Here is a 24640-nt window from a genome sequence, read left to right as displayed (position 1 = left end):
CTTCATAGCTTCCAGATATCCCGGGCGTATTCGCTGATCGTCCGGTCGGCGCTGAACCAGCCGATCCGCGCCACGTTGAGCAACGCCGAGCGCCACCAGCGATCGGGCTCGCGCCAGACTTCCTCGACCCGGCACTGCGCATGCCAGTAGGCCTCGAAGTCGGCGCAGAGCATGAAGCGGTCGTCGTGCACCAGGCCGTCCACCAGCCCTTCGTAGCGGCTGCGGTCGTCGGCCGAGAACAGCCCACTGCGGATCGCCTCCAGGGCTTCCTCCAGCCGCGGCGAGGCCGCGATCACCCCGCCCATCTCCAGCTCCCCGGCTTGCCGGCGCTGCTCCACCTGCTGGGCGCTGAGGCCGAAGATGAACATGTGTTCCAGGCCGATCCGCTGGCTCATCTCGACGTTGGCGCCGTCCAGGGTGCCGATGGTCAGCGCGCCGTTGAGGGCGAACTTCATGTTGCTGGTGCCGGAGGCCTCGAGCCCGGCGGTGGAAATCTGCTCGGAGAGGTCCGCCGCGGGAATGATCGCCTCGGCCAGGCTGACGTTGTAGTTGGGCAGGAACACCAGCTTGAGCAGGCCGCGCACGGTGGGGTCGTCGTTGATGGTGCGGGCGATGTCGTTGGCCAGCTTGATGATCAGCTTGGCCTGGTGGTAGCTGGCGGCAGCCTTGCCGGCGAAGATCTTCACCCGCGGCACGCGGTCGGCGGTCGGGTCGTTGCGGATCTCCTGGTACAGCGCCACGGTGTGCAGCAGGTTGAGCAACTGCCGCTTGTATTCGTGGATACGCTTGATATGCACATCGAACAGCGCTTCCGGTTCGATCGCCACGCCGAGGCTGTCCAGCACCAGGCGCGCCAGGGCGGTCTTGTTCTGCCGGCGCTGCTCGGCGAAGCGCGCCCGCAGCCTGGCGTCCTCGACGTGCTCCTCGAGGTCCGGCAGGCGCCGTTCCGGGGTGTCCAGCAGGTCGGCGCCGAGGGTCTCCACCAGCAGCTCGGTCAACCCCGGGTTGGCCTGGAACAGCCAGCGGCGGAACGACACGCCGTTGGTCTTGTTGCTGATGCGCTGCGGGTAGAGGCGATGCAGGTCATGGAACACGGTTTCGCGCATCAGCTCGGTGTGCAAGGCCGATACCCCGTTGATCTGGTGCGAACCGAGGAACGCCAGGTTGCCCATGCGCACCCGCCGGCCGTGGCCCTCCTCGATCAGGCTGACCGAACGCAACAGGTCGAAGTCGTGGATGTCCTGGGCGCGCAGCGCGTCTATATGGAAGGCGTTGATCAGGTAGATGATCTGCATGTGGCGCGGCAGCAGGCGCTCCATCAGCGCCACCGGCCAGGATTCCAGGGCTTCCGGGAGCAGCGTGTGGTTGGTGTAGGACAGGGTCGCCACGCTCAGCGCCCAGGCGTCCGGCCAGGCCAGTTGGTGCACGTCCACCAGTTGCCGCATCAACTCGGCGACGGCGATCGCCGGGTGGGTGTCGTTGAGCTGGATCGCCACCTGTTCCGGCAGGCTACGCAGGTCGTGATGATGGCGCAGGTGGCGGTCGAGCAGGTCCTGCAGCGAGGCTGAGACGAAGAAGTACTCCTGGCGCAGGCGCAGTTCCTGACCGGCCTCGGTGCTGTCGGCCGGATACAGCACCCGCGAGATGCTCTCCGCCTTGACCACGTCGACCACCGCGCCGATATGGTCGCCGGCGTTGAAACGGTCCAGTTGCAGGTCTTCCTCGGCGCGGGCGCGCCACAGGCGCAGGGTGTTGACGCTGGCACGCCGCCAGCCGACGATCGGCGTGTCGTAGGCGATCGCCCGGATCCGCTCGTCCGGCCGCCAGATGGCACGGCCACTGTGCTCGCTGTCGACCTGCACGCTGCCGCCGAAGTCGATGTAGTAGCTGACCTCGGGTCGTTCGAACTCCCAGGGATTGCCGAAATCCAGCCAGGTCTCGGTCTGCTCCTGCTGCCAGCCGTCGGTCAGCACCTGGCGGAACAGGCCATGCTCGTAGCGGATGCCATAGCCATGCGCGGGAATGTCGAGGCTGGCCATGCTTTCCATGAAGCATGCCGCCAGGCGTCCGAGGCCGCCGTTGCCGAGCGCCGCGTCCGGCTCCAGGGCAACGATCCGCTGCAGGTCGACGCCCAGCTCGGCAAGGGCCTGGCGGGTTTCCTCGAGCAGCCCGAGGTTGCCGAGGTTGTCCAGCAACAGGCGACCGATGAGGAACTCCAGGGACAGGTAGTAGACCCGCTTGCGCGCGGGCGCTTCGCCTTGCGGGGTGGCCTCCTCCCAGTGGTCGATGATGTGGTCGCGCACCGCCAGGGCCACCGCTTCGAACCAGTCGTGCGGGCAGGCGGTGGATGGGTCGCGGCCGACGCTGTAGCGCAGCTTGGCGAGGATGCTGGCTTTCAGGGTCTGGACCGTGCTCGGGGTCTGGTCTTGGCTGTCGGGCATCGCCGGGCTTCCTTCCGGCCCGCCGCTGCAGGCCGGTGCTTGCGGGGTTTTCTCAGGCGCTCTTGCGTACCGGCACGGCGGCCGCCGCGCTTTCCTGGCGCAGGCGGTCGAGCAGGTCGTGGCCGGCCAGGGTCAGGTGGTGGACCACCCAGTGCTCCTGGCCGGTCCAGGAATGCTGGACGCTGCCGCAGAGCAGTTGCGCCTGGTTGAGCAACTGCAAGTGGTAGGCCACCGCCTCGCGGCAATGACCGGGCAGCTCGCGCGCTTCCCAGTGCTGGCCGAAGCCAAGGCTTTCCAGATGCTCCAGCAGATCCCTGATCAACCCCCAGTCGCGTTTCATCGCCGTGCTCCTTGTCTGCGTCGCGGCCGGCCGTTCCGGCTACCTAGAAGCGGAGTCACGGCGGCCGCGATGGTTCATTCTTTTTCGCCGGCGGCCCGCCTGGGCCGCACGACGGAACCGCCGGGCGCCGGCGTCAGTCGGGAGGAGTGCCGTTGCCAACGGTCGGTGCGCGAACTGGCGCGAGAGCTGGAGCGCAGCTTCACTGAGCAGTGACCTTTCCCGTATTCCGGCAGGAGCGCTCCGATGCAGGCTTTCATGGTTCATTTCTCAGACGCCGGACAACCCGGCCGGACCGTGCTCACCACTTTCGCGCCAACCCTCAGCACCAGCGAGGCGCACGTTCGCCTGCAACTCTGCTATCCCCTGCTGTTCCCGCAGCGTCTGAGCGCGGTGCGGGTCTACCCCCTGCTGCCGGCGGCGGCACGCGAGTGAACGCGGCCGCCGGGGCGCCTCAGCCGTTGACCACCGTACCGCCGTTGACGTGCAGCACCTGGCCGCTGACGTAGGACGAGTCGTTACAGGCCAGGTAGACGTAGCTGGCGGCCAGCTCTTCCGGCTGGCCGGGCCGGCCCATCGGCGTATCCGCGCCGAAGTGGGCGACCTTCTCGGCGCTGAAGGTGGACGGGATCAGCGGGGTCCAGATCGGGCCCGGGGCCACGGCGTTGACGCGGATGCCGCGGTTGACCAGGTTCATCGACAGCGACCGGGTGAACGAGGTGATCGCGCCCTTGGTCGAGGAATAGTCGATCAGCTGGGGGTTGCCCTTGTAGGCGGTGATCGAGGTGGTGTTGATGATCGCCCCGCCCTTGCCCATCAGCGGCAGGGCCGCCTTGGTCAACTGGAACATGCCGAAGATGTTGGTGCGGAAGGTCTTCTCCCACTGCTCTTCGCTGATGTCCTCCAGGCGCGCCTGCGGATGCTGCTCGCCGGCGTTGTTGACCAGCACGTCGAGGCGCCCCCATTTCTGCCTTAGCGTGTCCACCACCTGGCGGCAGAAGCCGGCGTCGGCGACGTCGCCGGCGAACGCCAGGCACTGGCGGCCGAGCGACTCGATGATCTCGCGGGTCTTCGCCGCGTCTTCGTTCTCATCCAGGTAGACCAGCAGCACATCCGCCTTCTCGCGGGCGAAAGCCACCGCCACCGCGCGGCCGATACCACTGTCGCCGCCGGTGACCAGGGCCACCTTACCCTCCAGCTTGGCCGCCGGACGGTAATCGGCGGAAACGAACTCCGGCTTCGGCTGCATCTCGCTTTCGTGGCCGGGACGTTGATCCTGGTGCTGCGCCGGCAGGGTCTGTCGCTGTTCGCTCATGGTGGTTTCCTCTCTGTCGGACGCCTCAGGCGCGTTCGCCGCGCAAGGCGCGTTGATGGAATTCGGGCAGGCGCCGCAGCGCCCAGCGGGTGGCTTCCCGGCGCATCCGCGCGGGGTCGCCATGGAAGCGCTCGCGGCGCGAGAACAGGGCGAGGCCGGCGGGCAACCGGAAGGCCCAGGCAAAGCACACGGTACCGGGCGGGATGCCGTCCTTCGCTTCACTGCCGAGCAACCCCGTGACCGCCAGCGCGGCGCTCGCCGGACTGCGTTGCAGGGCCGCCCTGGCCATGGCCTCGGCGACCTCCACGCTGGTCAGGTTGAAACGCTCCAGCCAGTTCGGGTCGAGCCCCAGCAGGGCAAGCTTGGCCGCCGGCGAATAGACGACGAAGCCGCCTTCCATCACCTTGCCGCTGCCGGCCACCGCCGACAGTTCGGCGCTGATCTGCCCGGCAGTACAGGATTCCGCGGTGATCAGGCTGAGGTCGGCGCTACGCAGGTAGGCCACCAGGCGAGAGGCCTCATCCGCGAGTTGCAGGTCGGGCATGGCACGCTCCTCAGGGCGAGATCGGGTCGCTGGCGGGAAAGGTCTCCTTCAACGCATCGTCCAGCTGGCGATCCTCCGCCACCTGGGGCCGGGTGGTGCCGCCACAGGGGCAATCGGCGTCGCGACACGGCTCGCCCTGGGGGTGGCCGCTGGCGCAGGCCGCGCAGCAATAGTGCTGGCCGTCGCGTTCGACGGCATCGGCGCCGGGCTGGCAGGTGCATTTAGGACAGGCACAGGTTTCGCTGTTCATGGGCAGTCTCCAGTGGGGTTCACTTGCTGTGTTCCGGTGAGGTCACCGGGCGCAAGCCACGGGGGCCGGTCCAGCCCCAGAGGACCAGGCCGAGCACGGGCAGGAGCAGGATCAGCAGCGACCAGCCGAGCTTGCGACTGGCGGAGCTGTCGCTGCGGAGCACGCTGTTGATGGCCCAGGCATCCACCAGGAGCAACAGGACCAGCAGCGCGAGGATCAGGTAGGCGGTATCCATCGGGGGCCTCCTCGGCATCTCGTTGCACGGTGGAGGCCCTGTGCGCCGGGGGAGTTCCGCCTTTTTCGCGGACGGTCAGCCGCGCCCGAGCTGGCGCCGCATGGCCGCGCTGATGCGCTGGCGGGTGCCGGCGTAGTCGGCCCAGGGATCGTCGCCGGCGAGTTCGTCGAGGCGCTGCGGCAGACTGCGCAGGTTCCATTGGTTGGCGCCCTGCAGCGAGTCGAGTTCCTCGCGGAACACCGGTACCGACACCGGCAACCCTTCGCGGGCGCGCACCGAGTAGGCGGCCACGGTGCTGGCGCCGCGGCTGTTGCGCAGGTAGTCGACGAAGATCTTGCCGACCCGGTTGCGCGGCCCGGAAACCGCCGAGAAACGCTCCGGCATCAGGCGCGCCAAGTGCTGGGAGATGGCCTGGGCGAAATCCTTGACCTCGTCCCAGCCATGCCGGCGCTCCAGCGGCACCAGCAGGTGCATGCCCTTGCCGCCGCTGGTCTTGAGGAAGGCGCGCAGGCCCAGCTCGTCGAGCAACGTCAGGCTCAGCTGGGTCGCTTCGAGCATGCGCTTCCACGGCAGCGCCGGGTCCGGGTCGAGGTCGAGGACGAAACGGTCGGGCCGCTCCAGGTTGGCCAGGCTGGCGTTCCAGGTATGGAATTCGATGCTGCCCATCTGCACCGCGCCGACCAGCGCCTCGGCGCTGCGGATCTGCAACAGCGGCGGATGACCGGGATCGAGCGCCGGGTCGAGCTGGACGATGCCGGGGATCTTCAGGCGCGCCGCGTGCTTCTGGAAGAACAGTTCGCCGCCGATTCCGTCGGGGCCGCGCACCAGCGACACCGGGCGCTCGCGCAGGTCGCGCAGGAGCAGGTCGGCGTAGCGCGCATGGAACTCGGCGAGTTCCAGCTTGCTGGCCTGGATCGACGGGTCGATCAGCCGCTGCGGATGGCTGATGCGCACGCCGGCGGTGGCCGCCCGCGACGCACCGGCGCCGGCCTTGCGCGCGCCGCGCAGCGGCGGCGGGCCGGCGGGACGCTCGCCGGTCACCTCGCGCGCCGGCTTGTCTTCGCGCAAGCCGTGGAACACTGCCTGGCGGATGATCCCGCCACGGGTCATCTGCGCATAGGAAACCTCGCACAGCTGTTGCGGGCGCACCCACTGCACCGACCCGGTCTCGCGCGCCGGCGGCACCTTCGCCAATGGGCTGGAGCGGACCGCGAGGGGTTCCAGGCGCTCACGGACCTTCTTCAGGCTGGCCGCGGTGAAGCCGCTGCCGACCTTGCCGGCATAGCGCAGCCGGCGCTCCTCGTCAGGGCTGTAGAGGCCGAGCAGCAAGGCGCCGATATGCCGGCGAGAGCCCTTCGGCTCGGTATAGCCGACGATCACGAACTCCTGGCGCAACTGGCACTTCAGCTTGATCCAGTCGTTGCTGCGGCGCGAACGGTAGGCGCTGCCCAGACGCTTGCCGATCACGCCTTCGAGACCGAGCTTGCAGGCGCTGGCCAGCAGGTCGCGGGGGTCTTCCGCGAGCGTCGCGGAGAACCGCAGCGGGTCTTCGTCGCGCCCTTCCAGCAGCGCCTCCAGGCGCGCGCGGCGCTCCTCCAGGGCGACATCGCGCAGATCCTCGCCTTCGTGGTACGGCAGGTCGAAGAGGACGTACAGGATGTTCTCGCCGCGACCTTCCTCGAAGGCGTTCTGCAGGGCCTGGAAGTCCGGTCGACCCTCCTCGTCGAGGACCACCAGTTCGCCGTCCAGCCAACTGCGCTGCAGACCGAGCCCGGCCAATGCCTTCTCCAGGTGCGGCAGGCGTTCGGTCCAGTCATGGCCGTTGCGGGTCAGCAGGCGCACGTGGCCGTCTTCGATGCGGCTCATCAGCCGATAGCCGTCCAGCTTGAGTTCGTAGGCCCACTCCCCTCGCGGAGGCTGCTCGACCAGGCTGGCCAGCTCGGGGGCGATCCATTCGGGCATCGGCGTCTTCCCCCCGCTCTTGCCGCGTCGCGCCGGCCTGGCCGCGGGCGTGGCGGCTTCGCCATGGCGGGGCAGCAGCGTACGCTCGCTGAGCACGCTGTCGGGACGCTCCTTCAGCACGTCGAAGCAATCCAGGCTGCGCGCCTCGCCGTCCTTGGCCTTGACCAGGAACCACTGGGGCTGCTTGCCGCGCAGGTTGGTGCGGATCAGGTGCCAACGCCCGGAGAGTTTCTCGCCATCCAGGGCGAAGCTGAGATGGCCCTTTTCCAGGCCCTCGCGCGGATCGTCCAGAGGCGTCCAGGCGCCTCGGTCCCAGACGATGACATCGCCGGCGCCGTAGTGCCCCTGGGGGATGCTGCCTTCGAAATCGGCATAGTCCAGCGGATGGTCCTCAACCTGCACCGCGAGCCGCTTCACCGCCGGGTCGAGGCACGGCCCCTTGGGCACCGCCCAGCTCTTCAAGGTGCCATCCAGCTCCAGGCGGAAGTCGTAGTGCAGGCGGCTGGCGTCGTGCTTCTGGACGCAATAGCGGAGCAGACCGGTGCTGTCCTTGCGAGGCTTGCGGCCGCTGGGCTCCGGGGTCTGGCGGAAATCGCGCTTGCGGGCGTACTCGGCGAGCGGCTTGCTGCTGGGCATGGCGGGCTCCTCGGTGGTCAGACGCCGGGGCAGACCGGCGCGCTGTGCAGGACCAGGTCGATGGCTTTCCCCAGTTCCTCCAGGGTCACTGGTTTGAGCAGCACCGGATAGGGTGCCGCCGGGTCGATGCCGACGCGAGCGCTGTCGCTGAGCAGGATCACCCGCATCCGCGGGCGCACCGGCAGGCTGGTTTCGATGAGCATGCTGCCGCTCAGAGGACCTTCGAGCTGCTCGCTGAGCAGGAACAGGTCGATCACCGCGTCCGAGGCCAGGTGGTCGAGGGCTTCGTCGCGACTCGCCGCGCTGAGCACCGCGTAGCCTCGATCAAGGAGGAATTCCTCGATCCGCCAGAGCTGGTCGGCGTGTTCTTCGAGGACCAGGACGATCTTGTTTTCTCCGTTCACCATGGTTCTCCCTGTCGGATTGTCAGGAAGGCTTCGCTGCAAGGTTCGCGCCGTCCGCCCCGCTTGCGCCGGAGCAGCGTGACCACGGCGATTGGGCGCGGGCTGATCGCAAAGTGCGATCAGCAGAGTGCCCGGAAGGCGCCTGTTCATCGTGCAGATTGCCCGACCCGCGCGGACCGCTGGTAAGCCCGCCGGCACCAACCGCGTCGACCGGGGTCCAGCCTGAGAGACCGCGAGCGAAGGAGCCAGCCATGCGCCCTGCCCCAGAAGACGCCGCAGACGATGCGTTCGACCAGCGCGAGTATCCGATCCCGGAGCGCCTGGAAAGCCAGCGCCGCGCCTGGCGTTTCGAACGGGCGGGCCTGTGGGTCCTGCTCGGGGTGATCCTCCTGGCGCTGACCGGAGTGTTCGCCGGCGGGCCTCTGAGTTCGCGGACGCTGGTCAGCGACAGCGGCAGGCTGACCCTGGCCTACGAGCGTTTCGAACGCAGCGGCGCCGCCAGCCGCCTGCGCATCGATCTGCGCGGCGCGCCGGGCACCGAGGTTGGCGTGCGCCTGGGCGGCGGACTGCTACAGGCGCACAGCATCCAGAGCCTGCAACCGCAACCGCTGCGCAGTCACAGCTGGCGGGGTGGCCTGGAACTGGAGGGAAGGCTCGACGAAGACGGTCGCCTGAGCCTGTTCCTGACGTTGTTGCCGAACCAGCTCGGCGAAGTCGCCAGTCGACTGGAGTTCGCCGGCGAAAGCCTGGCCTTCGACCAGTTCATCTACCCCTGAGTCATCCGTTCCGAGGAGGCGCACGATGGATTCCGTACTGCGAGCCGCCGCGCTCTACCTGGTCCTGCTGGTACTCTTCCGCATCGCCGGGCGGCGTTCACTGACCGACATCACCACCTTCGACCTGCTGCTGCTGATGATCATCGGCGAAGCCACCCAGCAGGCGCTGCTGGGCGACGACTTCTCGCTGGTCAACGCGGTACTGGTGATCATCACCCTGATCGTCATCGACGTCGGTCTGTCCCTGCTCAAGCTGCGCCATCCGAAGCTCGACACCCTGATCGAGGGCTCGCCGACGCTCATCGTCGAGTACGGCAGGCCATTGCACGCACGCCTGGCCGAGGCCCGCCTGCGCGAGGAAGACATTCTCCTGGCCGCCCGCGAGACCCAGGGCCTGGAACGCATGGAGCAGATCCGCTTCGCCATCCTCGAGAAGAACGGCAAGATCTCGATCATTCCCGATCGCGGCGACTGACGCTGCGCGCGTGGCGCATCAGCAGCGGCTGGATGCTCAGGCCGTGCACGCAGATGCTCAGGGCGACGAGGCTCAGCACCAGGTCGCTGGCGGTATGCGCGAGCGCCGTAGGCAGCCCCTGGTTCAGCGCGTAGCTGAGGTAGTACAGGCTGCCGATGCCGCGGATGCCGAACCAGCCGAGCAGGCGCCGCTGCGCCGGGTGCATCAGCCGCCGGCCGACCAGCAGCCAGACCATCGCCGGCCGGCACACGCAGAACAGCAGCAGCGCCAGCGGCAGCGCGCGCCAGTCCCAGTGCTGGTAGAGCATGGCGCCGAGCAGGGTCACCAGCAGCACTTCCAGCGAGCGCTCCAGCAGGTTGCCGAAGGAGAGCACGTCGAGCATCACCGCGCCGGCCGCCACCTTCGGGTGTTCGCTGCGGTCGGCGCCATACTCGATGGCGCCGCTGGCCTGCCCGGCCTCGCGCACGTCGGCGGCGGCCGCCTGCGCCTCGGCCGGTGCCGAGGCGTGTCCCAGCGTCGCCACCTCGGCGTGGCGCAGGCCGATCCCGGCGGCGAAGCTGGCGAGGAAGCCCCAGCCGCCCAGCGCGTCGGCGCCGACATAGGACAGCGCGATCAGCGCCAGGGCGAGGAAGTCGTTGGCCGACACCGAGGTGTCGGTGTGCCGCGCCCGCAGGTGGATGGCCAGGCGGCCGAGGCCATGGCCCAGGCAATAGCCCACCAGCAATCCGGCGGGGATGGCCCAGAGGACGTCGCGCAGCAGCCAGTCCAGGCCGCTGCGGTCGAACTCGCCAGGCAGGCCGCCGCCCTGACCGATCAGCAGCAGGGCGGCGATGACGAAGGGAAAGGCGATGCCGTCGTTGAGTCCCGCCTCGCCGGATACGGCGTAGCGCAGGCGATCGTCGTCGCCGGCGTGGTTGACCTGGATGTCGCTGGCCAGCACCGGGTCGGTGGGCGCGAGGATCGCCGCGACCAGCAAGGCCAGCCCCCAGTCCAGGCCGAACAGGAAATGCGCGCCCAGGGTAAGGCCGAGGATACAGCCGAGCAGGACCGGTCCGGCCAGCAGCCAGGCGGCGGTCCAGGCCGGCGAGCGCAGCGGCAGGCGCAGCTTGAGGCCGCCGATGAACAGCGAGATCAGCAGGGCCGCCTCGGCGAGGTGTTCGAACCAGCCGCTGATGTCCGCCAGGCCACTGCGCCAGGCATGCAGCCCGGCCGGGCCGATGGCCAGGCCGAACAGCAGGTAGAGGAACGAGGTGCTGACCGGCAGCAGGCGCAGGTAGGCCGAGGCCAGGCCGAGCGTCAGCAGGATGCAGCCCAGTACCAGCAACCACAGGCTGAAGCTCATGCCTGGCCAGGCTCCGCCCGCGGGGGCGTTACTTGGATGGGTGCGCCTTGGCCAGCGCGCGGGCCATTTCCAGGTGGTGCTTCAGGGCCGGCAGGTGGGTCTTGGCGAAGGCCTGCAGTTCCGGGTCGGTGAGGTTGTCTGCGGCCTGGGTGAAGAGTTCCACGGCTTTCTCGTGGGCCGCCACCTGGTTGTTGGCGTAGGCCGGGTCGAAGGAGGCGTCGCGCAGGTCGAGCAGGGTCGCCTTGGCCTTGTCGGTCAGGCTGGCGTCGTCTTCGACCTCCAGTTTCTTGCGCTCGGCCAGGCTGCGCAGTTCGGCGTTGACCTTGCCGTGGTCGTCGATCATCTGCTTGGCGAATACCTTCACATCGGCGGCGGTGCTCTTTTCCAGCGCCATCTTGCCGGCTTCGATTTCCGCCACGCCGGCCGCCGAGGCCTCGCTGACGAAGGTCTGTGGCGCGGTCTTGTTCATGTCCTGGGCGTTGGCGAAAGGCAGGGCCAGGACCAGCAGGAGCCAGGCGGCTCCCTTGAGGGGAAGGCTGATTGCTCTGTTCATGGTCGACTCCGTTGGCGTGACAGGGAAAAAATGCCGGGACTTCGGCACAACGCACCTCGGCCTCGTCGCTGCTGTGACGGCGCCGCTGGCCGACCGTTCAGATTTTTCGCCGACCGTGCCAGGCCGGGGGCCCTCCCCGGTCACCCCTGGCGGCTCGCCAGCGCCTCGATCCGCGCCCGGCTCTTCGGCCGGCGTACGGACAGCGGCGGTTCGACCCGCATCGGCGGCGCGATCGCGTTGCCCTGGAGATAGACGTCCCCGGTCGGCAGCCGGGCGAACGCATCGTCCTCCTCGAGACCTTCCAGGACCACGCAGGGCGCCAGTTCGCGGCACAGGGCTAGCAGGTGGCGCAGCACTTCGGCGCCCTTCGCCGAGCGACGTGCTTCGCGGGTATACCGGCAATCGATCTTGATCACGTCGGGACGGGCATCGAGGACGAAGTCCAGGTTGTTGTGCGCCGCGCCGAAGTCATCTATCGCGATGCGCACGCCATGTTCGCGCAGGCGTCGGATGAACTCCCGGGTCGCGACTCTCTCGCCCACGGCGGTCTCGGTCAGCTCCAGCGTCAGCCGCCGTGCCACCTGCGGACGGGCGGCCAGCCATCGGCAGACGGCTTCCCACCAGGCATCCATCGCCGCGCTCTGGCGCGACAGGTTGCAGGCCAGGCGCAAGGTAGGCTCGGCGTTCAGCCGGTCGAGGACCGTGCCCAGCACGCAGCGATCGAGCAGGCGTATCAGGCCGAGCCGCTCCAGCGCCAGGATCAGTTCCTGGGTCGGCAACGGCGGCTCGCCGCTGGCGGCCGTGACCCTGAGCAGGGTTTCCCGGTAGAGCGGCTCCCATTCTGGATGCCCGGCATGCCGTACGGCCTGCCAGTCCAGGCGCACCCGACCGCGCGCCAGGGCGGCCTGGAAACGCCGGGCCAGGCGCAGGTCGCCGGCCAGGGAGGCGGCAACGGCCGGCGGGTGCTCGTGCTGGCGAGCCTGTGGGGAACTGTTCACTGTAGAGCTTTCCTTTCCTGGCGGCTGACGCCGTTGTCGTCGATCCAGTCGAACGCCACCTCGCCGCGCGTCCCGCCGTCCACCCGCCGCGGCAGGCCGAGGCGTCGTTGCGAGCGCGGAGCCAGCAGCGTTCCGGGCAGATCCAGGCGCGTCTCCCCTATCTCCAGCGCCAGCCCCGCCAGGGACACGAAGTACGGCGTCGGGTTGTCCACCCGCAGGGTCTCGTCGCGCAGCGCGAAGCCCAGTTCGGCGGCCGCGTCCTCAGCGTGCGGATGCAGGCCGTGCGGGCGGTACAGCACCTTCATCTGGGTTCGCAGGGTGACCGTGAGTCGGGGCCGGCCAGCGGCCTCGGCGGTGGCTTGCGGGGGGATCTCGTAGATGTTCAGCCAGTACAGCGATTCGCGATCCCGTGCCTGGGCCTGGCCGGTAGCCAGCAGGCGCAGGCTGCGCTGGCGTCCCGGCTCCAGGCGGAATACGGGCGGCAGCGGCAGGAACGGAGCCAGCGCGGTATCCGGTTCGCCGTCGAGGGCGCCGTCATCGACCCACGCCTGCACCAGCACCGGGTAGGGATTCTGGTTGACCAGCAGCAACGAGGCCTCGCGCTGGCCCTCCACGAACACCAGGCGGGTGCGCTCCGCGGTCACTCCGGCCTCGCTCGTCGGCGCGAGGCAAAGCATGGCCAGCAGCGCGAGCGCGCGCCTACTGGACACGGATAACCACCTGCGCCGTGGCCTCGACTCGCCCCGCCGTGACGCCGGGCTGGCTGCCGAGCGCGAGTTTCTCCAGGCGCGCGCGGAAGGTTTCGCGGTACAGGTCGATGCCGCCGCTACCGCCGTTGGCCTGGGTCGCGCCACCGATGGCGGGGTACCAGCCGGTGGCCTCGGCGTTGCTGCCGCCGGCGGAGTTCTCGTTGGCCAGGAGCGTCATCGGCGTGCCGTCGCGGTAGATGCGGATGCCGACCCCACGGGCAATGCCCGGCTCCCCGTAACGGTCGGAGAGCAGGTAGGACAGTCCGCCACTGGCGTTGACCAGGCCCAGCGCCGGGCTGGCCGCCAGGGCCCCGCTGGACACGCGGATGCCCAGCGCCGTGGCGCCGGCCCCGGTGCCGTTGGTCATGCCGCTCTGGCACTTGAAGGTGAGTTCGAAGGGCGCCTCGCGCACGCCGCCGCTATCGATCTCGGCCAGGGTGATGGGCGGGAACTGCACGTGCGGGGTGACCGTCATCACCGCGCAGGTGGGATAGCGTTTCAGGGTCACGTAGCGGTACAGCCCGATGGCACCCGGCCAGTTGCTGTACCAGCCGCCCCAGTTGCCGCCCACGTGCGCCTGGCCGACGGTCGGCGCGGTCAGGCCCGGCCCCTTGATGGCGATGTAGGCCGCCGGCTGGGTGTAGGAATAGGGCTGCGAGAGGATCGTCGGCGAGTAGTAGCGGATCGCCTCCAGCGGCGCGCTGTACAGCTCGGCGCGTACCGCTGCGAGGTTCTTCGCCTTGACCAGCTGGAAGCCGCGCGAGTCGATGTCCAGCCCGGAGAGCTGGCGCTCCTTCCAGATCGGCGTGATGGTTTCCCCCGTCTCGACGTTGGTCAGGCGCAGCAGCACGTTGGGCCAGGCGGTCCGGTAGGCATCCTGCAGGCCGATGTCGTTGCCCACCGTGTCGGCGCCGGTGTAGTAGCCGCTATAGAGATCGTCGCCGTTGGTAGAAAACATCTCGTAGACGGCGTCCCCGGCGCTACAGCGGAAGAACACCCGCTCGGGGTCGTAGCCGCCGGTGGCGCCGTACTGGGTCAGCGGCGCCACCGCGCTGGCGATGAGCGTCGGATAGGGCTGGAAACTCTCGTCGCTGACGTTGACCACGCTGGGCAGGCCGAGCGAGCCATTGCAGGTGTCGCAGGCGCCGGTCCAACTGCCCGCAGTGCCTTCGCCGGGGCGGATCTGGGTGGTCGAGGTGGTCGTCTCGCTGCCTACCGAGGTGACCCGGTAGCAGGTTGCCTGGGCGCTGGCGGGAAACCCCAGCGACACGCCGAGGGCCAGCGCGGACGACAGGAGAATCATGTGGTTCATCTGGCGGTCTCCGGGTTGGAATCGATGGCGGCTGCCCGGCAGGTGCCGCGCAGGCGGATCAGCACCTGGTCGCGGGGCGCGCCGGCCAGGTCGTAGGGCAGCTCGCAACGCTCCTGCCGTGCCGTTCCCCATTGCACCAGCAACCTGCCCCGCTGGTTTTCCGCGCGCGCATAGACCTGGCCGCCCTGCCCGACCATGCCGATGGCCGCCCCGCCGTCGTCGACCACCACGGCGCCGAGCGGCAGCACACTGCCGTCCTCGCGCCGCGCCTGGATCAGCAGCGGATGGCCGGTCAGCGTCCTGAACGTCACGCGCACGCTGGCACCGGCGTAGGGCGCGACCTTGCGCTCGGTTTCCAGCAGTTCGGCGTCGGGATCGATGCCAACGGGATCGAGGGAGATCGGGTTGTAGCGATAGGGCGACAGCGAGGGAGCCAGCGCATAGCCGTTGCCGTCGATGCGCGCGCCCTGCCCGCCGCGTATCGCGGCACCGCTGGCGCCCTTGGCCTCGACCAGGGCGAAGGTATCGCCGACGCTGGGGCCCAGGGTCAGCCCGTCGCGGTGGGCGACCAGCGCGCCACGGATGCCGCCGCTGTATTGCCGGTAGCGATCGCCCTGGGCATAGCCGGCATTCACGGTGGCCAGCGCCGCCTGCTTCTGCAACGTGCCGTTCCAGGTGGTGTCGGCGACCTCGCTGTCGCGGTTGGCGGACAGCGCGTAGCTCCAGGTACGCTCGTCGCCCAGCGTACCGTTCAGCCCGGTTTGCAGGCTGCCGCCACGGCTGTCGCCGGAGCGCCGGGTAGCCATGGCGCTGAGCGTCGGCGCCCGACTGGAAGAACCCAGCGGCATGGAGACGCTGAGGGTCAGGGTGTCGTTGCGCTGGCCGCTGCGCCGGTCGCGCCGGAGCAGCTCGACGCCAGGGTCCTGGTCGCCCTGCTCCTGGTAGTAGGTGGTGGTCTGCCGCGACCAGGCGAGGTTGTAGCTCAACTGCCCCCAGGTGTTGGAGTAGCCGAACTGCAATTGGGTGTCGCGGCTCTTGCCGTCGTAGAAATCGCTGGAGGAGCCGGAAAGATAGAGGTTGCCGTAACCGCCGAGGGCCTGGCTCACCAGCAGGTTGAACTGGTTGCGCTGCTTGTAGCTGCCGGAATCCCAGGTGTCCCCGTGGCGCAGTGCGTCGCGCGAGCCGAGCACGTCGCCGAGTTCGCGGTAGCCTTCGGTGGAATAGCGGTAGCCGGCCAGGGTCAGGGTAGTGCCGGTGGGCTGGAAGGTCCGGCTGTAGTCGAGCCCGATGCGCCAGCCCTGCTTGCGCGCGCCATCCTCGACGCGTGCGCTGGAATAGGTGCTGTTCAGGCCGAAGGCGCCGAAGCGGGTGGCGAGGACGCCGCCGCCCAGCATGGCCAGGTAGTCGTCGGCGACACGCAGTCCCAGGTTGGCGGTCAGGGCGTTGCTCATGCCGCGCTGGTAGGTGAAGTCGGCGAACAGGTCGTCGCCGTCGCCGTACTGGCGCGCCTGGCCCAGGGTGAAGCTGTAGCGCGACAGGCCGGGACGCATGGACTCCGGGACCGAGGCGAACGGCACGCTGAAGCTCGATACGCTGCCATCGGCTTCGAACACCTGGACATCCAGATCGCCGGCATAGGCGCTGTCGTAGAGATCGTCGATGACGAACGGACCGGGGGCGACATTCACCTCGCGGATCTTCCTGCCGTTCTGGCTGATCACCACCCGCGCCGCGGTGGCCGCTGTGCCGCGCACCTGCGGCGCATAGCGGCGCAGGGACTCGGGCAGCATGCGGTCGTCGGTGGCCAGGCTCAGGCCGCGGTAGCCGATGCTGCCGAGCAGGTTGCCGGCGGTGTAGCTCTCCCCCGCCGTCAGTTCGCTGCGCCAGGCCGGCAAGGCGCGCTGGGCATAGGTGCGGATGCCGTTCCACTTGCGCCTGGCCTGCCCGTTGTAGCGGGAATAGGTGTAGTTGGACTGGTGGCGCAAACGCCACAGGCCGAGGTTGATGCCGCTGTTCAGGCCGACATAGGCGTAGTCCGATCGTCCCGATTCGCCGCCGCGGTATTCGGAGCGATAGAGGTTGGTGTCGTAGTTGACGAAGCCCATGCTGTCGCCGGCGTCCCACTCCTCGGGGCTGACGTAGCCGCGCGGCTTGAGGTCGAGCAAGGCTTGCGGCACCGAGAGATCCAGGCGCAGGCGGGCGACGTCCAGGCTGAACCGCGAGCCGGGCAGGCGTGCACCGAGAAAGGCGCAGTGGCGCCCGTCGCCGCTCTTGCGCGGATCGTCACCAGGCTTGGCGCCGAGGCGCTGGCGCAGGAAGTCTTCGTCGAGGCAGGGCTCCACCGCGCCGCTGGCGGGGTTGGCGCGGAAACTCACTTCGCTGCGGCTGGCGAAGCGCTCGTTGAGGTAGACATCCACGTGATAGCGACCCGGATCGATCCGACCGTCCTGGTTGAAGCGCGACAGGTCGCCGCCGCCCAGGGAAGAGCCGAGCAACAGGCGATCATCGAATTCGTAGCCGGGCTGGGCATGACCGAAGGCGCTCGCCGCCAGCGCCATGCCGCCCGCCATCAGGGCCGTGCCGGTGCGGCAGCGGCGTTCATGGCGATAGGTCATGACGGATATCCATATGGGCGCCGTAGTCGTTGATCAGCAGCGCGTGCAGGCGCACGCGTCCCGGCGGCAGGGCTTCTCGGGTTTCGGCCTGCCATTCGGCATGGCTGCGCGGCTCCAGCATGCCGCTGCGCAAGCGCCAGCGGCGCTGGCCGACGCTGAGCGTGGCGCTGGCGAACGAGGCGTAGTAGCCGCTCGGGTTGTCCACCCGCACCGCCCAGCCGGCGCTGCGCCGGACCAGTGCGAAACGCAGTTGCCCGGGCAGGTCCTCGGGACGGCCCTGGATGCCCGCCGGGCGGTAGAACAGCTTCAGGCGATTGCGCAGCATCAGCAGCATCTGGTTCCGATCCGCATGGCTGCTGTTGCGTGGCGGGATCTGCAGGACGTTGAGATGGAACAGCGATTCGCGATCGCCCGGCAGGCCCTGCCCGGTGTAGACGATGCGCAGCGTCTGGCCGCTGTCCGGGGCCATGCGGAATACCGCCGGGTTGACCAGGAACGGCGCGTCCGCCTGGTCCGGCGGCGCGTCCGGGGCGTCGATGTCGACCCAGGCCTGGACGACGTTGGGAAACGCATCGCGATTGCTCAGTTGCACGGTCTTCTCCCGTGCCTCGCCGGGATAGATCACCCGGGTCCCGGTCACCACCACGCTTGCCCGCGCCTGGGCGATGCTCGCCAGCAGGACGAGCAGAAGCGCCGATGTCCTGCCGGATCGGTACGAATGTCTGGGCATGCGGCTTACCTGGCCGGGCACGGTCCAGCGACCGGGCCCGGCTTTAGTGCTGGGAAAAGGAAGGGGCGGCGCATGCGCCGCCGGCATTCACTCGTAACGCAACGTGTAGGTCACGGCGCCGAGTACCGGACCGGGCGTCACGGTCGCCGCTTCGGAGACGTACTGCACCGCGTAGTCGTAGCTGGTGCTGGTGGCTCCGTTGGCGAGCACGATATCGCCGGCGGGCACCGCCGCGCCGCCGGCCAGGTCGACCGGGTTGCCGCCGACGCTATCGAGCAATTGCAGCGCCACGCCCGTCGCGCCGCTGGCGGCGGTGTTCACCAGGTTCCCGGCGGCGCTGGGGTTGGTGGCCTGGAACAGGGTGGTGAAATGCTCGTCGGCCGTCGGCGCGACGCAATCGGTGAGTTGCAGGGTGAAGGCGGTTTCGCCGGCGCTGCGGCCCACTGCGCCATCGAGGGCGCTCACCGGTACGCTGTCGAGGATCACCGTGGGGTCGGTGAAGCCGTTGACCGCGACCTGGCAGGTCTGGTCGGTCACTTCGCCGCTGAATGTGATAGTGTTTGCCGCCATCGCGGTTCCCGAAGCGGCAATTGCCGCAAAGGCCAATACCACTGCGCATGGGTTCGAAGTTCTGGTCATGCCTATGTTCCTTGTGTGAGGCAATAATCGTCCACCCGCCTTTTATTTCGGCCGGGAACGCGGTAAAGACTCGAACGAGTTCAAATCGATAATCAGTGGTGCGAACCACCGATATAAGTATCCCGTGCACAGGCGTCGAGGTGAACGCCGAACGGCGGACTTATAAATCCGTTCGAGTGCCCGCCATTCGGGGAATTGCCTCGTTTCGCAGGGTACCGCCGCCTCTTCGCGCTATCCGTCGACATTGCAACGCTTGTATTTCCGACTATGGAACTCTGGCATCCCGGCCTCTCTTGCTTGTCTTCGCCAGTTTGGACTTATAATAAAAACCGTCATCCGTGTAATGCATGGATGGTTCCATGCAGTTAACTTCCAAGTTGGAAGTATGCACTTCCCTGTTATTCAACGAATAATTACCGTCGACTTTTCCCGGGCAATTTCCATGTTCACCCGCAGGCGCTTCTCCTTGCGCAGCAAGCTTTTTCCGCCGCCGCTCAGAAGTCCGGTGCGCAGACGAGTGCCAACGGCGGCGTGCGCACTCTCGTTGCAAGTGGGCGCTGCGCCGATGCTGTTCGGAGAATCCGTCTTGCGACAAGTCAACAACTCGAACCACGGCTTCGCCTAGCATTGAAAAAGTTCCTGCACGACAGTTGTCGGGCCTGTTGGTCGTCGCTCTGCCAAGTGCCTGGACATATTTCCGTTATCCACTGATTCGGAGTCCAACGTCGCCGAACGTGCCGGCTGCCGCGACTCTCGAAAAAATAGCCTGGAGAAACTCCGAAACAAACATTGCACATGGACCGTCGTCGCAACGGTCTCCCTCAATAGTTATTAAAAGAAGAGGTTCGCACCCATGGCAGGCAAGCATTACCAGGATGCCGATGTGCATGCCGCAACCCTATCCCGCCTCCGACTGGTATTCCGGAACTTCGAGCGCGTCTGTGTCGCCTTCTCCGGTGGCAAGGACAGCTCGGTCACCCTGCAATTGGCGCTGGACGTGGCACGCGAGTTGGGACGCAGCCCGGTGGACGTACTGTTCATCGACCTGGAGGGGCAGTACCAGGCCACCATCGATCACGTCAGCGAGATGCTCGGGCGTCCCGACGTACGCCCCTGGTGGGTCTGCCTGCCACTCAACCTGCGCAACGCCTCCAGCCTGGAGGAACCCTACTGGTGCTGCTGGGAGCCCGGCGCCGAGGCCGACTGGGTGCGCCCGCTACCGAAGCAGCGAGGGGTGATCAGCGACCCGGCGTTCTTCCCCTTCTACCGCTACCGCATGGAGTTCGAGGAGTTCGTCGCCGGCTTCAACGCCTGGCTGGCCAGGGAAGAGCCTACCGCGTTCCTGGTCGGCATCCGTTCGGACGAATCGCTCAATCGCTACCTGGCGGTCAAGCGCAGGAGCCGGGCGAAACAATGCGCCTGGACGCCGCCGGGCGGCTCCGCGCCGCTGGCCTGGAGCGCGCGCGACCGGGCCAACCCGCAGGCGGTGAGCTTCTTCCCGATCTACGACTGGCGTTTCGAGGATCTCTGGCGTTGCGTCGCCGACCACGGCTACGCCTATAACCGCCTCTACGACCAGATGTACCGCGCCGGCGTGCCGTTCTCGCAGATGCGCATCTGCCAGCCCTATGGCGACGACCAGCGCAAGGGCCTCGACCTGTTCCACCGGATCGAGCCACGCACCTGGTTCAAGGTAGTCCGGCGCGTCGCCGGCGCCAACTATGGGGCGCGCTATTGTCGCCAGCGCTTCCTCGGCTACCGTGGCGGCCTTGGCCTGCCGCCCTCCTTCGGCACCTGGCGCGAGTACAGCCAGTTCCTCCTGCGCAGCATGCCGCCGCCTCTGCGCGGCATCTACCAGCGGCGCATCGAGCGTTTCATCCTCTGGTGGAAGCAGCACGACTATCCCCTTGCCATCTGGCCGGACGCGGGGATCCCGGCCCTGGAGAATCGTCGCAAGCAGCCGTCCTGGCGGCGTATTGCGCTATCCCTGCTGAAGCAGGACATGGCCCGCTCGCTGTCCTTCGGCTTCTCCCAGACCGATATCGACAGACTGGTCCCCGGTCGGGAGAAGCGCTCGTGATCCGCCCGCAAGACTGCGAGATCCTGCAGTGGCGCTCGTTCGACGACGAGGCCGCCTTCTTCGCCAGCATGGGCCGCTTCTTCGCCAGCGCCCGGGTGCGCCGCGAATGCGGCGGCTACCCGCTGAGCGACGGTCCCTACCACCGCTGGTTCGTGCTCCGCCGCCAGGGGGACACGCGGATACTGGGGTTCGTCAGCCTGGAGCAACATCCCGACGTGGTTCGCCTGCGCGATGCCTACCTGCGTGCGGAAGCGCGCGGTCGCGGGCTGTTCCGCACCCTGCGCGAGCGGGTCCTCGGACATGTCGACCAACTCGGGCTGGCCTGTACCACCCGCGCGCCCCTGGCCTGCGCGCGCCTTCTCGAACCGCACGGCTTCGCCGTGCATTCCACCCGGGGTAGCTGGGTGACGCTCATGAGGAAAGCCCATGGCACAGACAAAGACACTGACGGAGCGAGCCGAGGCGCTGTTCGGCGAACTGCACGGGTTGCCGCTTGCCGAGCGGATTGAAGCCATCAACCGGATCCGCCGGCTGCTCCACGCGCACAGTCCGTTCGCCGAAGAGCCGGTCGATTGCGTGCAGTGGGTGCGTGCCGAGCGCGTCGCCGGCAACGACTACAACCCCAATACCGTCGCGCCGCCGGAGATGCGACTGCTGAGGCTGTCCATCGAGTCCGACGGATTCACCCAGCCCATCGTCGCCTATCCGCAGGCCGACGGGCGCTACGAGGTGGTCGACGGCTTCCACCGCCTGCGCGTGGGCAGCGCCAAGGGCGCGCTGCGCCAGCGTCTGCACGGCTACCTGCCGATCGCCGCGATACGCGCCGGGCGCGAAGGCGACAGCGAGCGCATCGCCGCCACCATCCGCCACAACCGCGCACGCGGCGTGCACGGCGTGTTGCCGATGACGGCGATCGTGGTGACCCTGCTCAAGGCCGGCTGGAGCGAGGCCGACGTGGCCCGCGAACTGGGCATGGACAATGACGAGGTGCTGCGTTTCAAGCAGGTTTCCGGATTGCCCGAGCTGTTCCGCGAACACGTGTATTCCCGCTCCTGGGAGTAGCGGGCGGCGCCGTCGGCCGCACCGCTCGCCCAGGCTCAGGCCGCGCCGGTGGTCAGGCTGATGTGCTTGTACTCGACGAAGTCGTCCAGGGCGGCGACCCCGTTCAGCCGGCCGAGGCCGGACTGGCGGTAGCCGCCCTCCTCGAATTCGTCGTAGACCTTGGCCCAGTCGTTGATCCACACGGTGCCGGCGCGGATCTTCCGCGCCACCCGGAAGGCACGCGCGACCTCGCGGGTCCAGACCCCGGCCGCCAGCCCGTACTCGCTGCGGTTGGCCAGGGCGACGCCCTCCTCCTCGCGGTCGAATACCTGCAGGGTCAGCACCGGTCCGAAGGTTTCCTGTTGCACGATGTCCAGGTCCGGATCATCGACCTCCAGCAGGGTCGGACGGTAGAAGGCGCCGGCCGCCAGCTCGCCCTCGGTTACCGGGCCGCCGCGGACCACCACCCGCGCGCCGGCGGCGATGGCCTGGCGTACGGCTCGCTCGACGCGCTCGACGTTGGCCTTGTCGATCAGCGGCCCCATGTCGCTGCGCGGGTCCGCCGCCGGCCCCACGCGCAGGTTTTCCAGGCGCTGCGCCAGGCGTTCGCGTAGCCGTTCGGCAACGCCGCGCTGCACCAGCAGGCGCGAACCGGTCATGCAGAACTGCCCGGCGAACACCGTCAGCGACTTCTCCAGCACGGGCAAGGCGGCGTCCAGGTCGGCGTCGTCGAACACCAGGTGCGGTGTCTTGCCGCCCAGTTCCAGGCCGAAGCGCTTCAGGTGCCGCGCGCCGGCGGCGGAAATCGCTCGGCCGGTGGCGCTCGAGCCGGTGAAGCTGATCACCGGCACCTCGGCCGCGTCGATCAATCGCCGGGCGCCTTCGGAACCCGATTCGCTGAAGATGTTCACCGCCCCGGCAGGCAGCGACGGCGCTTCGGCGATGATCCGCGCGACCAGGGCGTTGGTCTGCGCGGTCTGCCCCGGCATCTTCACCACCGTGGTGGTACCGGCGGCCAGCGCCGGCGCCAGGGAGCGGATCATCAGCACCACCGGTGAATTCCACGGCACGATGATACCGGCGACGCCCATCGGCTCGCGCAGCACCAGCGACACCACGTCGGGGCGCGGCGTGCCGCTGGTGCCCCGTTCGCTGCGCGCCAGGCCGGCGTAGTAGCGCAGCTTGCCCGGCACCATGCCGACCTCGAAGGCAGCCTCGGGCTTGATCTTGCCGTTCTCCAGGGCAAGCAGGTCGATGAGCGCATCGGCATGCCGCTCGAAGGCCGCGGCGATTTCCTCCAGGGCTGTCGCGCGCAGCGCGTGGTCGTCCTTCCAGGGACCATCTTCGAAGGCGCGCACAGCGGCGGCGATCGCCGCATCGGCCTCGGCCCGCCCGCCGTCGGCGTAGGTGCCGATCGGCTGGCCGCTGGCCGGGTCGAAGGATTGTCCCCGCTGCGCGGAATCGAGCCATGCGCCGTCGATCCAGTGTCTGGCGTGTCCGTTCATCTGCAAGTTCTCCTGGGTCGGTCAGGCGATGTGCTGCGCGAGGTGCTCGGCAACGGCGATGGTGGTGATGTTGGTGGCCACCGAAATGGCATCGGGGAAGATCGAGGCGTCGATCACCCGCAATCCTTGCAGGCCATGCACCCTGCCCTCCAGGTCGACCACCGCCCAGCGCTCGCCGGCGCGGCCCATCGGCGCGCTGGAGGTCGGGTGGTGGTAGGTATCGAGGGTGGCGCGGATCGCCGCTTCGATCTGCGCATCGCTGCGTGCCTCGGGCCCTGGTCCGAGTTCGGCGTGGATCAGCCCGGCGAGCGGTTCGCTGCGGCCGATCCGGCGCGCCAGCTTGACCCCTTCCAGCAACCGCGCGCGGTCTTCGGCCTCGGCGAGGAAGTTCAGGTCGATCAGCGGCGCGACGGCCGGGTCGCGGCTGGCCAGGCGCACACTGCCCAGCGATTGCGGCCGGGTCAGGGCCACGGCGAGGACGAAGCCGACCCCGGTCGGGCTCATCTCGGCGGGGAACAGGTGGGTGGCGGTGATGTGCAGGTCCAGCTCGCCGTTCTGCGCCCGCGAGCTATGGGTCCAGAGCTTGGCGCCGATCACCGGCGACTGCGCGCCGATGCGCTCCGGCCGGGCGGCATAGGCGTTGTAGTAGAACGGATGGTCCTTGAGCCGGCGGCCCACCGGCAAGTCGGCAAGCAACGGGATCGACAGCGCCTTCAGCTCGTCGGCCGGGCCGACACCGGAGCGCAGCAGGATCGCCGGGCTGCCGTAGGCGCCGGCGCTGAGGATCACTTCGCCGGCGTGGATTTCCTCGCCGGAGGCCAGGCGCACGCCCACCGCGCGCTTACCTTCGAAGAGCACCCGGTCGACCAGCGCGTCGCCGCGGATCGACAGGTTGGCGCGGCCGCGCACGGCGTTGTCGAGATAGGCCATGCCGGTGTTGACGCGCACACCGTTGACGACATTCATCGGGTACGGCCCGACGCCGTTGGCGTCGGCGCCGTCGAAATCGACGATGGCCTTGAAACCGTTGGCCAGGGTGGCGTCGACGAAGGCCCTCTGCATCGGCGAGAGATCGGCGCGGCTCAGTTGCCGCACCGGCAGCGGTCCGTCCCCGCCGTGCAGGGCCGGGTCGCCGCCCTGGCGGGTCTCCAGGCGGCGGAACGCCGGCAGCAGGTCGTCGTAGGACCAGCCCGGCAGGTTCCAGCGGGCGAAGTCTTCGCGCCGCGCGCGGATCGCCACCGCGCCGTTGATCGCCGAGCTGCCGCCGAGGACCTTGCCGCGGATCGCATGGATCGGATGCCCGATCGCCCCCGGTTGGGACTGGTAGCCCCAGTCGCTGGCGGGGTCGCCGCCGACGCTGTCGCTGCTGGCGATGATCCTGGGGTAGTCCCAGGCCGGATAGGCCTGGCCGGCTTCCAGCAACAGTACCCGGCGGTCGCCGCGCTCGCTCAGGCGCCGGGCGAGGACCGCGCCGGCGGAGCCGCCGCCGACGATCAGCACATCGATCCTGCCGCCATCGAAGGCCTTGCGGGGCGTTTCCGCCGTGGCGCTGGCCACGCCGGGCGCGCCGCCGAGCAGCGAGCCCAGGGCGAGCGCGGCGGAGCCGGCGACGGTCTGCGCCAGCAAGGTGCGGCGCGCCGGGTTTTCGGGTTGGTGCATGGGGTTCTCCCGTATCCAGATCGATTGACGGGAGCAACGCTA

General features: G+C 68.6%; 23 protein-coding genes and 1 pseudogene. 6 read left to right on the top strand and 18 right to left on the bottom strand.

Features of this window, described 5'->3' with window-relative positions; translation table 11 throughout:
* Positions 1 to 2: 2 nt before the first annotated feature.
* Together HMPREF2581_RS17850 and HMPREF2581_RS17845 are read right to left on the bottom strand one after the other, a co-directional pair.
* Positions 3 to 2441, bottom strand: coding sequence for a glycogen/starch/alpha-glucan phosphorylase (locus tag HMPREF2581_RS17850; protein WP_003088906.1), 2439 nt, complete (start codon positions 2439 to 2441; stop codon positions 3 to 5).
* Between the two features lie 52 nt (positions 2442 to 2493).
* On the bottom strand, positions 2494 to 2781 hold the full coding sequence (locus HMPREF2581_RS17845) for a DUF2513 domain-containing protein (RefSeq protein WP_003088904.1): 288 nt from the start codon (positions 2779 to 2781) through the stop codon (positions 2494 to 2496).
* 243 nt (positions 2782 to 3024) lie between these two features.
* On the opposite strand from HMPREF2581_RS17845, the gene HMPREF2581_RS17840 reads away from it, so the two are divergent.
* Positions 3025 to 3213, top strand: coding sequence for a hypothetical protein (locus tag HMPREF2581_RS17840; RefSeq protein ID WP_003088902.1), 189 nt, complete (start codon positions 3025 to 3027; stop codon positions 3211 to 3213).
* A gap of 19 nt (positions 3214 to 3232) precedes the next feature.
* Here HMPREF2581_RS17840 and HMPREF2581_RS17835 read toward each other — a convergent pair whose 3' ends face one another.
* The 6 genes and pseudogenes from HMPREF2581_RS17835 to HMPREF2581_RS17810 all read right to left on the bottom strand — a co-directional run bounded on the left by HMPREF2581_RS17835 (position 3233) and on the right by HMPREF2581_RS17810 (position 8127).
* Complete coding sequence (locus tag HMPREF2581_RS17835; RefSeq protein WP_003109865.1) at positions 3233 to 4093, bottom strand: SDR family oxidoreductase; 861 nt, start codon at positions 4091 to 4093, stop codon at positions 3233 to 3235.
* Positions 4090 to 4637: pseudogene (locus tag HMPREF2581_RS17830) on the bottom strand (CinA family protein). The gene HMPREF2581_RS17835 and the pseudogene HMPREF2581_RS17830 overlap by 4 nt, the downstream one beginning before the upstream one ends.
* Positions 4638 to 4647: 10 nt before the next feature.
* Positions 4648 to 4887 (bottom strand): metallothionein, encoded by a 240-nt coding sequence (locus HMPREF2581_RS17825; RefSeq protein WP_003100805.1) that lies wholly within the window; start codon positions 4885 to 4887, stop codon positions 4648 to 4650.
* 19 nt (positions 4888 to 4906) lie between these two features.
* Positions 4907 to 5122 (bottom strand): PLDc N-terminal domain-containing protein, encoded by a 216-nt coding sequence (locus HMPREF2581_RS17820; RefSeq protein WP_003088893.1) that lies wholly within the window; start codon positions 5120 to 5122, stop codon positions 4907 to 4909.
* Positions 5123 to 5197: 75 nt separating this feature from the next.
* A complete protein-coding gene (ligD, locus tag HMPREF2581_RS17815; RefSeq protein WP_011666679.1) occupies positions 5198 to 7720 on the bottom strand; it encodes a DNA ligase D in 2523 nt (840 codons plus the stop codon).
* Between the two features lie 17 nt (positions 7721 to 7737).
* Positions 7738 to 8127 (bottom strand): response regulator, encoded by a 390-nt coding sequence (locus tag HMPREF2581_RS17810; protein ID WP_003088884.1) that lies wholly within the window; start codon positions 8125 to 8127, stop codon positions 7738 to 7740.
* A 248-nt stretch (positions 8128 to 8375) separates the two neighbouring features.
* Here HMPREF2581_RS17810 and HMPREF2581_RS17805 point away from each other — a divergent pair, with 248 nt between their 5' ends.
* Together HMPREF2581_RS17805 and HMPREF2581_RS17800 are read left to right on the top strand one after the other, a co-directional pair.
* Positions 8376 to 8900, top strand: coding sequence for a hypothetical protein (locus HMPREF2581_RS17805; RefSeq protein WP_003088874.1), 525 nt, complete (start codon positions 8376 to 8378; stop codon positions 8898 to 8900).
* Between the two features lie 25 nt (positions 8901 to 8925).
* Complete coding sequence (locus HMPREF2581_RS17800; RefSeq protein WP_003088873.1) at positions 8926 to 9375, top strand: DUF421 domain-containing protein; 450 nt, start codon at positions 8926 to 8928, stop codon at positions 9373 to 9375.
* On the opposite strand, the gene HMPREF2581_RS17795 is transcribed toward HMPREF2581_RS17800, so the two are convergent.
* From HMPREF2581_RS17795 to HMPREF2581_RS17760, 8 genes are all read right to left on the bottom strand, one after another.
* Complete coding sequence (locus HMPREF2581_RS17795) at positions 9353 to 10717, bottom strand: cation:proton antiporter (RefSeq protein ID WP_003109868.1); 1365 nt, start codon at positions 10715 to 10717, stop codon at positions 9353 to 9355. The genes HMPREF2581_RS17800 and HMPREF2581_RS17795 overlap by 23 nt on opposite strands.
* A 28-nt stretch (positions 10718 to 10745) precedes the next feature.
* The gene (locus HMPREF2581_RS17790) at positions 10746 to 11270 is read right to left on the bottom strand and encodes a DUF4142 domain-containing protein (RefSeq protein WP_003088871.1); all 525 of its coding nucleotides are present in this window, start codon (positions 11268 to 11270) and stop codon (positions 10746 to 10748) included.
* 140 nt (positions 11271 to 11410) lie between these two features.
* On the bottom strand, positions 11411 to 12268 hold the full coding sequence (locus HMPREF2581_RS17785) for an EAL domain-containing protein (RefSeq protein WP_003109869.1): 858 nt from the start codon (positions 12266 to 12268) through the stop codon (positions 11411 to 11413).
* A complete protein-coding gene (locus tag HMPREF2581_RS17780) occupies positions 12265 to 12978 on the bottom strand; it encodes a fimbrial biogenesis chaperone (RefSeq protein WP_003113635.1) in 714 nt (237 codons plus the stop codon). The genes HMPREF2581_RS17785 and HMPREF2581_RS17780 overlap by 4 nt, the downstream gene beginning before the upstream one ends.
* Positions 12968 to 14329, bottom strand: coding sequence for a fimbrial protein (locus tag HMPREF2581_RS17775; RefSeq protein WP_003139578.1), 1362 nt, complete (start codon positions 14327 to 14329; stop codon positions 12968 to 12970). Before HMPREF2581_RS17775 ends, HMPREF2581_RS17780 begins: the two co-directional genes overlap by 11 nt.
* Complete coding sequence (locus HMPREF2581_RS17770; RefSeq protein WP_003139580.1) at positions 14326 to 16944, bottom strand: fimbria/pilus outer membrane usher protein; 2619 nt, start codon at positions 16942 to 16944, stop codon at positions 14326 to 14328. The genes HMPREF2581_RS17775 and HMPREF2581_RS17770 overlap by 4 nt, the downstream gene beginning before the upstream one ends.
* On the bottom strand, positions 16928 to 17674 hold the full coding sequence (locus HMPREF2581_RS17765; RefSeq protein ID WP_003088863.1) for a fimbrial biogenesis chaperone: 747 nt from the start codon (positions 17672 to 17674) through the stop codon (positions 16928 to 16930). Before HMPREF2581_RS17765 ends, HMPREF2581_RS17770 begins: the two co-directional genes overlap by 17 nt.
* Before the next feature lie 87 nt (positions 17675 to 17761).
* Positions 17762 to 18313 carry a fimbrial protein gene (locus HMPREF2581_RS17760; protein ID WP_003120281.1) on the bottom strand — a complete coding sequence of 184 codons (552 nt, stop codon included), beginning with the start codon at positions 18311 to 18313 and terminating at the stop codon, positions 17762 to 17764.
* 853 nt (positions 18314 to 19166) lie between these two features.
* On the opposite strand from HMPREF2581_RS17760, the gene HMPREF2581_RS17755 reads away from it, so the two are divergent.
* Genes HMPREF2581_RS17755 through HMPREF2581_RS17745 form a run of 3 tightly spaced genes read left to right on the top strand, consistent with a single transcriptional unit; the run spans position 19167 to position 21455 of the window.
* Positions 19167 to 20393 (top strand): phosphoadenosine phosphosulfate reductase, encoded by a 1227-nt coding sequence (locus HMPREF2581_RS17755; RefSeq protein ID WP_003139581.1) that lies wholly within the window; start codon positions 19167 to 19169, stop codon positions 20391 to 20393.
* Complete coding sequence (locus HMPREF2581_RS17750; RefSeq protein ID WP_031632507.1) at positions 20390 to 20902, top strand: GNAT family N-acetyltransferase; 513 nt, start codon at positions 20390 to 20392, stop codon at positions 20900 to 20902. Before HMPREF2581_RS17755 ends, HMPREF2581_RS17750 begins: the two co-directional genes overlap by 4 nt.
* Positions 20820 to 21455 (top strand): IbrB-like domain-containing protein, encoded by a 636-nt coding sequence (locus tag HMPREF2581_RS17745; protein ID WP_003088853.1) that lies wholly within the window; start codon positions 20820 to 20822, stop codon positions 21453 to 21455. Before HMPREF2581_RS17750 ends, HMPREF2581_RS17745 begins: the two co-directional genes overlap by 83 nt.
* 35 nt (positions 21456 to 21490) lie before the next feature.
* On the opposite strand, the gene HMPREF2581_RS17740 is transcribed toward HMPREF2581_RS17745, so the two are convergent.
* Both HMPREF2581_RS17740 and HMPREF2581_RS17735 read right to left on the bottom strand, forming a co-directional pair.
* On the bottom strand, positions 21491 to 22939 hold the full coding sequence (locus tag HMPREF2581_RS17740) for an aldehyde dehydrogenase family protein (RefSeq protein ID WP_003139583.1): 1449 nt from the start codon (positions 22937 to 22939) through the stop codon (positions 21491 to 21493).
* A 21-nt stretch (positions 22940 to 22960) separates the two neighbouring features.
* Positions 22961 to 24598 carry a GMC family oxidoreductase gene (locus tag HMPREF2581_RS17735; RefSeq protein ID WP_003139585.1) on the bottom strand — a complete coding sequence of 546 codons (1638 nt, stop codon included), beginning with the start codon at positions 24596 to 24598 and terminating at the stop codon, positions 22961 to 22963.
* Positions 24599 to 24640: the final 42 nt, after the last annotated feature.

Source organism: Pseudomonas sp. HMSC057H01 (assembly GCF_001836405.1).
Classification (GTDB): domain Bacteria; phylum Pseudomonadota; class Gammaproteobacteria; order Pseudomonadales; family Pseudomonadaceae; genus Pseudomonas; species Pseudomonas aeruginosa.
The sequence above is the reverse complement of the archived record's forward strand: the minus strand, read 5'-3'. Positions and strand labels throughout refer to the sequence as shown.